Source organism: Ferruginibacter sp. (assembly GCF_031430955.1).
GTDB lineage: Bacteria > Bacteroidota > Bacteroidia > Chitinophagales > Chitinophagaceae > Ferruginibacter.
In genome coordinates, this window is sequence record NZ_JANPCM010000440.1 from 1 (window position 1) to 2,864 (window position 2,864).

A 2,864-nucleotide genomic window follows, 5' to 3' on the forward strand; every position below is an offset into this window, starting at 1 on the left:
TTTTTTAACTGTGCAAGATTTTTAATAATTTTTTGAAAAGCTGTTTTACTTTTACGAACAATTAGTTGTAATATCCGTTTTACCTTTACATATATATATATTACTATGTCTGCAGTTATCAGTGTTACTCATCTTTCAAAAAAATTTGATGACTTAAAAGCGGTTGACGATCTTTCGTTTACCGTTAATGAAGGCGATATTTATGGCTTTCTTGGACAAAACGGAGCAGGTAAATCAACTACAATAAGAATGTTATTAACGCTTATAAAACCAACATCAGGCGAAATAAATATTTTTGGAAAGAATTTATTTACCCACCGCAGCGACGTATTACAACAAACAGGTGCAGTAATTGAAAAACCTGATTTGTATAAATATCTTTCTGCTTATCAAAACCTTTCCATCTTTGCTAAAATGAGTGGCGTAAAAGTTACCCGGCAATTATTAATGAAACAATTGGAAATGGTAGGCCTTGCTGAAAGGGCTAACAGTAAAGTAAAAACTTTTAGCCAGGGAATGAAGCAACGTTTGGGAATAGCAGTGGCTTTAGTACACAATCCCCGGTTAATTATTTTAGATGAACCTACAAATGGTTTAGATCCGCAGGGTATTGCAGATATGCGTAACCTTATTTTGCAGTTGAGTAAAGAAATGGGAAAAACAATTGTGGTATCCTCTCACTTACTAAGTGAAATAGAAATAATAGCTAACAGAATTTTAATTATTAATAAAGGTAAAAAAGTGGTAGAGGGTAATGCAGCAGAACTGCTGGACCCTGCAAAAACAATTGTACAGATAGAAACTACAAACAATGCCGACGCAAAGAATAAACTGTCACAATCAAAATGGGCTTCATTTATTTTACCTTCTAACGATATTGTAAAAATGCAAATGAATAAAGCAGGCATTCCTGAACTTACAAATGATATGTCTGCAATGGAAATAGGTATCCTGTCTATTCAGCCACGCCATTCTTTGGAAGATTATTTTTTATCATTAACAACTCAGCAAAATTATGTGGACGTTACTAAAAATTGAGTTGTACAAAATTTCTAAAAGACCCCGTACTTACATAGCTTTTGCAGCTATTGCAGCCATTGTTTTTATCTTTCAGTTTGCTTTTAAGGCAGATGGGCAGAATTACATGGATATGATGCTGCAAAGTGTAAAAGATACTTTTGAATTTGAAAGAGTGAAAGCAATCAATGGGTATTTTATGTGTTATATAATCCTGAATACGCTTTTAATTCAGGTGCCTATATTGGTTGCATTAATTGCTGCTGATTCTATTTCTGGTGAAGCCAATATGGGTACATTACGGCTGTTAATTTCAAAACCAATTAGCCGGACTCAATTGATTTTAGTAAAGTTTGCAGCAGCTACTATCTTTACTATTTTATTGTTGTTGTGGATGGCAATAACATCCTTGGTGTTTAGCCTGCTAATTTTTGGTGCGGATGATATGCTTATTTTCCGGTCAAAAGGTGAAGAATCTCAAATACTGCTGATTACTAAAGACGATATAGTGTGGCGTTACATTGCAGCTTTTGCTTACGCAACTGTAGCATTAACCGTTATTGCAGCGCTGGCATTATTTCTATCTATTTTTGCAGAAAATTCTATTGGGCCAATTATTGCTACAGTATGTATTGTTATTGTATGTACCATTATCTCCAATATTAACGTACCCATAATAGATAAAAATGTAAAGCCATTTTTATTTACATCTTATTTGGTAGGCTGGAAAGGTTTTTTTTACATTGGTACCACGGAAGATGGAGAAACTATAAAAGGTACTATTGAAAACTGGCCTGCCATCCGAAAGAGTTTATTTATTTTACTGGCACACATTTTTATTTTATTATCCGCCTCTGTAATTGTATTTAAAAGAAAAGATATTCTATCGTAACATGAAAAAAAGAACCCCGTTTATTTTACTGTTTATTGCCTGCTGCCCGCTGTTTTCAAAAGCACAGGATGTAAATACGCTGATACAAAAAGTAAAAGCTAAAATTGAAAAGGTAAATGATTATGAGGCATCTGGCAAAATGAAAACCAACGTAATCTTTTTAAAAATACCCGTAGCTACAGTTAAAATTTACTTCAAAAGACCTAACCAGCTTAAAATAAAAAATGAAAAGGGTATATCATTTGTGCCTAAAGGCGCAGTGAGCATTAATTTAAATAACATTATCAGTAATGGAAAATTTACTGCGTTAGATGCAGGCTTTGATAAGGTTGCAGGAGTTGCCGTAAAAGTAATTAAACTGTTACCAGAAGATGATAATGCAGATGTGGTATTATCTACTTTATATATTGATGAGACTAATTTGGTAATAAGAAAAGCCAAAACCACTACCAGAGAAAATGGAAGTTATGAACTGGAAATGGCTTATGGAAAATATATAGATTACGGATTGCCCGATAAAATAATTTTTTCTTTTAACAGTAAAGACTATAAACTGCCTAAAGGTGTAACTTTTGATTTTGACGATGGCAGCGAAGCTAAAAAAACTACTGGCAACGCAAAAAATAAAAAAGGGAGGGCAGAAATAACTATAAGTTCTTACAGCATTAATAAAGGAATAGCCGATGCCGTTTTTCAGTAAAATTTTAATACAACTATTAAGTAATAATTTGTATCTTAATAAAAAAATATAACTATGGCAATTTTAAAAGTTATTGAATTATTAGCCAATTCTAAAAAAAGTTGGGAAGATGCTGCTCAAAATGCGGTAAAACATGCTGCAAAATCTTTACGCAATATAAAAAGTATAAACGTAAATAATCAGAGTGCACAGGTAGATAAAAAAGGTGTTATTACCGAATTCAGGGTTAATGTAAGCATTAGTTTTGAAGTGGAG

Annotated in this window: 4 protein-coding genes; all 4 read left to right on the plus strand. The window is 32.8% G+C overall.

Annotation, left to right across the window (positions count from 1 at the left end; all coding sequences use genetic code 11):
- The first annotated feature begins 105 nt into the window (after window positions 1–105).
- A complete protein-coding gene (locus ACY65O_RS12205) occupies window positions 106–1,038 on the plus strand; it encodes an ABC transporter ATP-binding protein (RefSeq protein WP_462221133.1) in 933 nt (310 codons plus the stop codon).
- Complete coding sequence (locus ACY65O_RS12210) at window positions 1,016–1,909, plus strand: ABC transporter permease (protein WP_462221134.1); 894 nt, start codon at window positions 1,016–1,018, stop codon at window positions 1,907–1,909. Before ACY65O_RS12205 ends, ACY65O_RS12210 begins: the two co-directional genes overlap by 23 nt.
- Window position 1,910: 1 nt before the next feature.
- Window positions 1,911–2,609 (plus strand): LolA family protein, encoded by a 699-nt coding sequence (locus ACY65O_RS12215; RefSeq protein ID WP_462221135.1) that lies wholly within the window; start codon window positions 1,911–1,913, stop codon window positions 2,607–2,609.
- Window positions 2,610–2,663: 54 nt separating this feature from the next.
- The coding region (locus ACY65O_RS12220; RefSeq protein WP_462221136.1) for a dodecin family protein at window positions 2,664–2,864 on the plus strand (201 nt) is incomplete at its 3' end.